The 6,266-nt window shown below is 72.4% G+C and carries 5 protein-coding genes and 1 pseudogene; all 6 read right to left on the bottom strand.

What is annotated here, in order from left to right; all coding sequences use genetic code 11:
* Positions 1–179: pseudogene (locus tag ACYVE9_RS12695) on the bottom strand (gfo/Idh/MocA family oxidoreductase); the annotation flags it as partial.
* A gap of 13 nt (positions 180–192) precedes the next feature.
* Positions 193–1,269: a substrate-binding domain-containing protein gene (locus ACYVE9_RS12690; protein ID WP_461027912.1), complete on the bottom strand. Its 1,077-nt coding sequence runs from the start codon at positions 1,267–1,269 to the stop codon at positions 193–195.
* 37 nt (positions 1,270–1,306) lie between these two features.
* The gene (locus tag ACYVE9_RS12685; RefSeq protein ID WP_461027911.1) at positions 1,307–2,338 is read right to left on the bottom strand and encodes an ABC transporter permease; all 1,032 of its coding nucleotides are present in this window, start codon (positions 2,336–2,338) and stop codon (positions 1,307–1,309) included.
* Complete coding sequence (locus ACYVE9_RS12680; protein WP_461027910.1) at positions 2,332–3,873, bottom strand: sugar ABC transporter ATP-binding protein; 1,542 nt, start codon at positions 3,871–3,873, stop codon at positions 2,332–2,334. The genes ACYVE9_RS12685 and ACYVE9_RS12680 overlap by 7 nt, the downstream gene beginning before the upstream one ends.
* Positions 3,874–4,162: 289 nt before the next feature.
* A complete protein-coding gene (locus ACYVE9_RS12675; RefSeq protein WP_461027909.1) occupies positions 4,163–5,344 on the bottom strand; it encodes an ROK family protein in 1,182 nt (393 codons plus the stop codon).
* Between the two features lie 397 nt (positions 5,345–5,741).
* The gene (locus ACYVE9_RS12670) at positions 5,742–6,227 is read right to left on the bottom strand and encodes a phosphatase domain-containing protein (RefSeq protein WP_461027908.1); all 486 of its coding nucleotides are present in this window, start codon (positions 6,225–6,227) and stop codon (positions 5,742–5,744) included.
* Between the last annotated feature and the right edge of the window lie 39 nt (positions 6,228–6,266).

Below are 6,266 nucleotides of genomic sequence, written 5' to 3'. Positions count from 1 at the left end.
CGGTCGGCGGCGGCGCGGACGCCCGCCGGGTCGCGTCCGCACACGGCGGCCATGACGGGCCGCAGCGGCAGGTCGAAGACGCGGCCGACGGTGCGCCAGCCCTGCGAGTGGGCGGCACCCATGAAGGCGTAGCCGACCATGCCCACGCCGAGCGGCGGCGCGGAGGTGTCGTGCTGCATGGAAGTCCCCCTGTCAGTTGAAACCGGTGGGCATGTACTCGTCGACGTTGTCCTTGGTCACGACGGCCGAGTACAGGGTCAGTGAGGCGGGGATCTCGAACTCGGACAGTCCGCTGACGCCCTTGCCCTGGGCGAGCGCCCTGGCCAGGTCGATCGCGGAGGCGGCCATGGTCGGCGGGTAGAGCACCGTCGCCCGCAACACGCTGTTTCCGGCCTTGATGGCCTCCATCGCGTGCTTGGACCCGGCACCGCCGACCATCAGGAACTCGTCCCGACCGGCCTGCTTGATGGCGCGCTCGGCGCCCACGCCCTGGTCGTCGTCGTGGTTCCAGAGGGCTTCGAACTCCGGTGCCGCGCGCAGCAGTTGCGCCATCTTGGACTGGCCGGACTCGACGGTGAACTCGGCCGCCTGCCGGGCCACCTTCTTGATGTTGGGGTAGTTCTTCAGCGCGTCGTCGAAGCCGCGGGTGCGCTCCTGGGTGAGCTCCAGGTTGTCCAGGCCCGCGAGTTCGACCACCCGGGCGTTGCGCTTGTCCTTCAGCTGCTCGCCGATGTAGCGGCCGGCGTTCAGCCCCATGCCGTAGTTGTCACCGCCGATCCAGCAGCGGTAGGCCTGCGGCGAGTCGAAGATCCGGTCGAGGTTGACCACCGGCACTCCCGCCCGCATGGCCTTCAGCCCGACCTGGGTGAGGGCCTTGCCGTCGGAGGGCAGCACCACCAGGACGTCGACCTTCTTGTTGATCAGGGTCTCGATCTGGCCGATCTGCTGGGCGTTGTCGTTGGAGCCCTCGGTGATCTCCAGCGTGACGTCCTCGTACTGCGCGGCACGCTTCTCGGCCTGCTCGTTGATGGCGTTCAGCCAGCCGTGGTCGGCCTGCGGGCCGGCGAAGCCGATGGTGACCTGCTTGCCGGGCTTGTCGTCGGCGGCCTGGGCCTGCCCGGACTCGGAGGCCTTGCTGTCGTTGCTCTCGTTGCTGGTGCAGCCCGCGAGCAGGACGCCGGCGGAGGCCGCGGCCGAACCGAGCAGCAGGCCTCGTCGGCTGGGGAGGGACGAACGGGTGGCTGGGTTTCTCTTCGGTGCTGGATTCACGGCACACGACCCTTCGGGGAAGGCTTCGCTGGGTGGGTCAGGGATGGTCGGCGCGCGAACGGCGCTGGAGGAGCACCGCGGCGACGATGATGGCGCCCTTGGCGATCTGCTGGGACGCGCTCTGCAGGTTGTTGAGGGCGAACAGGTTGGTGATGGTGGTGAAGACGAGCACGCCGAGCACCGAACCGGTGATGGTGCCCCGGCCTCCGCTGAGCAGGGTGCCGCCGATGATCGCCGCGGCGATGGCGTCCAGCTCGTAGAGGTTGCCGTTGGTGTTCTGTCCGGAGCCGGTGAGCACGATGAGCATGAAGGCGGCGATGCCGCAGCACAGCCCGGACAGCAGGTAGAGCATCAGGCGCTGCCGCTTGACGGCGATGCCCGCCAGCCGGGCCGCTTCGGCGTTGCCGCCCACGGCGACGGTGCGCCGGCCGAACGTCGTCCGCCCCAGGATCAGCCAGCCGGCGACGGTGACGGCCGCGAAGACCAGCACCAGCGGCGGGATGCCCAGCACGTACGAGTCGCGCTCGCCCAGCGACAGCACCGGCTGGACGGTGACCATCTGGGTCTTGCCCTCGCTGAGTTGCAGCGCGAGACCGCGGGCGGCGGCCAGCATGGCGAGCGTCGCGATGAACGGCACCATCGGCCCGTAGGCGATCAGCACGCCGTTGACGAGGCCGCAGCCGACGCCCACCAGGACGGCGCACATCAGGATGCCGGCGAGACCGAACTCCTGGGTGGCCACCGTCGTCGCCCACACCGAGGCCAGCGCGACGATCGCGCCCACCGACAGGTCGATGCCGCCGCCGATGATCACGAAGGTGACTCCGACCGTCACCACGCCGATCACCGACGCCTGGGTCAGGATGAGTTGCAGGTTGCCGGTGCTCAGGAACTGCTCGGGTCGGGTGATGGCCCCCACCACGACGAGCAGGGCGAGCACGCCGAGCAGGGAGAGGTTGCGCACGTCGACGAACCGGGCCAGCGGTCCACCGCGGGCCGGGCCGCCAGCGGCGCCGGGCGGCGGGCCGGGAGGTCCCGCCTTGGTGAGGGAGGGCGGGGAATTCAGCACGTTGGCCTGCCTTCCGGGTCGTGGGAACCTGCCATGACGAGGTCGAGCACACGATGCTCGGTGAGGTCCCGGGCGGCGGCGGTGTGCACGACCTGCCCCTCACGCAGCACCAGCACCCGGTCCGCCAGGCCGAGGACTTCGGGGAGTTCACTGGAGACCAGCAGCACCGCCACGCCGTCGGCGGCCAGCCGGCGGATCAGGGCGTAGAGCTCGGACCGGGCGCCGACGTCCACGCCGCGGGTCGGCTCGTCCAGCAGCAGCACCTTGCAGCCGCGCAGCAGCCAGCGCGCCAGTACCGCCTTCTGCTGGTTGCCGCCGGAGAGGGTGCGCACCGGCCGGTCGGGGTCGTCCGGGTGCAGGGACAGGTCACGGGTCCGGGCGTGCGCGGCGGACCGTTCGGCGTCGCGGTCGAGCCAGCCGCCGCGGGAGAACCTGGCGAGGGAGGAGACGCTGACGTTGCGGGTGACGGACTCCAGCAGCAGCAGCCCCTGCGCCTTGCGTTCCTCCGGGGCCAGGCCGAGCCCGGCGCGTACCGCCGCGCCGACGCTTCCCGGACGTAGCGGGCGCCCGTCCACCAGCACCCGTCCCGAGGTGGGACGGCGGGCGCCGTAGACGGTCTCCAGGATCTCCGAGCGTCCGGAGCCGACCAGACCCGCCAGGCCGACGATCTCACCGGCCCGCACGGAGAGGTCCAGCGGCGCGAACTCCCCCTGTCTGGTGAGCTGTTCGACCCGCAGCACAGGCTCGGCGTCGGGACGCGCGGCCTCCGCGCGGGCGGGGAAGGCGTAGGCGACGTCGCGGCCGGTCATCAGCGCCACCACGTCCCGGGTGGTCGTGGTGCGGGCCGGCAGGCCGCGGGCGACGGCCCGCCCGTCCTTCAGCACCGTCACCCGGTCGCCGATCCGGCGGATCTCCTCCAGCCGGTGTGAGATGTAGATGACCGCGACCCCGTCCGCGGTGAGTTCACCGACGATCCGGAACAGGTTGTCGACCTCGTCGGAGTCGAGCACGGCCGACGGCTCGTCCATCACGATCAGTCGGACCTCGTGGGAGAGCGCCCTGGCCATCGACACGATCTGCCGTCCGGCCGCGGACAGTGAGCCGACGCTCCGCCCCGGGTCGATCTCGGGGTGCCCCAACTTCCGCAGCAACTCGGCGGTCGAGGCGACGAGTTGTCGGCGCCGGACGAAGCCGGCCGCAGCCGGTTCGTGTCCCAGGTGCACGTTCTCCGCGACGGACAGGCCCTCCACCAGGTCCAGTTCCTGGTAGATGGTCGCCACACCGAGCGCCGTCGCCGCGCTGGGCGAGCTGAGCGTGACCGGTTCGCCTCGCCAGGTGATGTGTCCCTCGTCCGGCTGGTGGGCGCCGGAGAGCACCTTGATCAGCGTGGACTTGCCGGCGCCGTTCTGGCCCAGCAGGCAGTGCACCTCGCCGGGCAGCACGTCGAGGTCGACGCCGTCCAGGGCGCGAACGCCGGGAAAGGTCTTGGTGATTCCGGTCATGGTGAGCACGGGTGCGTCGGGTGGGGACGCCATGGCATGCCTCCTCGGCGTGCCGCCGGTGAGCGGGCAGGGCTGATCACCGGTGCGGCTTGCGGGTGCGGCGGGAGCGGGTGCGGGTACGACGGGGTACGGGTGCGGCGTCCTACGGCGACGGCGCGACAGCGGTGCGGCTTCGGTGGTGCTGGCCTCGGCGGTGCGTGCTTCGGCGAGTGGTGCGGCTCGGGCGGTGCGGTACGGCTCGGGCGGTGCGGGTCGTGCGGTGGTGCGGCTCAGGGGGCGGTGCGGTCGTGCGGCGGTGCGGGGCCGGGGCCCGGTGGTGCGGTCAGGCCGGGGAGAACAGGTGGTCGCTGATCAGGCGGGCGGCGCCGGTGACGCCTGCGGCCGGGCCGAGTTCTCCCAGGACGATGGGCAGGTTGCCGGTCGCCAGTGGTAGCGACTGGCGGTAGACCTGGGTGCGGATACTGGCGAGCAGGGTGTGGCCGAGGCCGGTCACCCCACCTCCGATCACCACGAGGCCGGGGTTGAAGAAGCTGACCAGGCCGGCGATGACGTGGCCGGTGCGGGTGCCGCCGGCCCGGATGAGATCCAGGCTGGTGGTGTCCCCGGCTGCCGCGGCGGCGGCCACGTCGGCCGCGGTGAGCCGACCCGCCGCCGCGAGTCGGACGGCCAGTTCCTGGGAACGGCCGTCGGCCGCGGCGGTCTCGGCGTCCCGGGCGAGGGCGGCGCCGCTGAAGTGCGCCTCCAGGCAGCCGCGGTTGCCGCAGGCGCACTGCCGGCCGTCCGGTTCCACCTGGATGTGGCCGATGTCGCCCGCGCTGCCGGTGGTACCGCGGTGCACCTCACCGCCTGCGACGATGCCGCAGCCGATGCCGGTGCCGATCTTGACGCAGATGAAGTCCCGGACACTGCGGGCCACTCCGGCCTGCTGCTCGCCCATCGCCATCAGGTTGACGTCGTTGTCGACCATGACCGGGCAGCCGAGTTCCTGGCTGAGCGCCTCCCGCACGGGGAAACCGTCCCAGCCGGGCATGATCGGCGGTGCGACCGGCACGCCCTCGGGAAACCGCACCGGGCCCGGCACGCCGATCCCGGCGCCGTCGAAGCCCTCGGCCAGGCCGGTGGCCCTGAGCTTGGCGGCCATGGTGAGCACCTGCTCGAAGACGGCGACGGGCCCCTCGCGGACGTCCATGGGCTGGTTGAGGTGGCCGAGGATCTCCAACTCGCCGTTGGTGACGGCCACGTCGATCGAGGTGGCACCGATGTCCACGCCGAGCAACCGCAGTTGCGGTGCGAGTCGCACGTTGTGGGAGCGGCGCCCGCCCCGGGAGGCGGCCAGGCCGTCGGCGACCACCAGGCCCGTCTCCAGCAGCCGGTCGATCTCCACGGCCAGTTTGGATCGCGAGAGCTCCACCTGGTCGCCCAGTTGGGCCCGCGAGTTGGCCCCGCCGTCACGCAGCAGCCGGAGCAGCCGCGCCTGATGGGCGTTGCCGGGTCGTGCCGTCATGCGCCTCACGCTGCCCCTCCCTCCCCCTGTGACGACCGGGGAACGTGTGCCTGTTGACGCCCGGCGAGTCGGCCACGCCGGGGCTTTCACGGGAACGTAGCAGCGGACCGCCGGGGTGGGAAGAAGTTGTGCAGCAATCGAGGCAGACTTTTTCCCGACCGAGGACAAAGGGGGTCCGTGGTCTCGGGCCGGGCCGGGGCCTGCGTCGGAGAGCTCCACCGGGGCGTCCGGAAGCGACCGGGCTCCGGAGGCCCGCGGCGCGGCGGTCCCAGGGAGGAGGCCCGGCCGGTCCCGGGGCAGCCGTGGCCACTCAGCGGCGGTGCGCCGCGGGCGGCACCGTCCGCAGTAGGAAAGCGACGGCCGCACGGAGGGACGTTCGCGGGTGCGACGAGGTCGTTCAGGTCCTGCCCTCGTGCTGGGCCTGCCTGAGCGGCGCGGCCTCCGGCATCCAGTCCGCGAACACCACGTGGAAGCCGGCCTTGCGGTACTCCGCGCACACCGCGCGGTCGTCGTCGACGACCACCGCGACCGGCCGCCGGGCCGCCAGGCGCTCCAGCAGGGCCGGTTTGGTCACGCGGGCGGGACGCCGGTCACCGTCGCCGCGCATCCACAGGTCGCCGGACGGCAGTCCCTGTTCGGCGAGCCACAGCTCGGTGTCCTCCCGGCAGCGCTCGGGGCGGCCGGTGACGTATCCCAGGTCGCACTCGTGGGCCCACTGCTGGGCGAGCGCGACCCCCTCCGCCAGCGGCGGGTCCTGCCGGGCGGCCCGGAAGAACGCGTCCCAGTCCTTGCGGCCCGGCGCCACGAAGTGCAGGCGGTGCCGGGCGTCGCTCAGGGTGCCGTCCAGGTCGAAGACCGCGATCGGCCGTGTCGCTGTTCCCATGCCGGCAGCCTACGACGCGGGCCGCCGCGGCGCGGCGCC

The sequence above is a fragment of the Streptomyces sparsus genome (assembly GCF_054776295.1).
This window is presented reverse-complemented; position numbering and strand designations above follow the sequence as displayed.

Excerpts from the sequence above, each read along its gene's own strand:
- ACYVE9_RS12680 (WP_461027910.1), bottom strand. The coding sequence starts at position 3,873 with ATGGCGTCCCCACCCGACGCACCCGTGCTCACCATGACCGGAATCACC.
- ACYVE9_RS12670 (WP_461027908.1), bottom strand. The coding sequence starts at position 6,227 with ATGGGAACAGCGACACGGCCGATCGCGGTCTTCGACCTGGACGGCACC.
- ACYVE9_RS12675 (WP_461027909.1), bottom strand. The coding sequence starts at position 5,344 with ATGACGGCACGACCCGGCAACGCCCATCAGGCGCGGCTGCTCCGGCTG.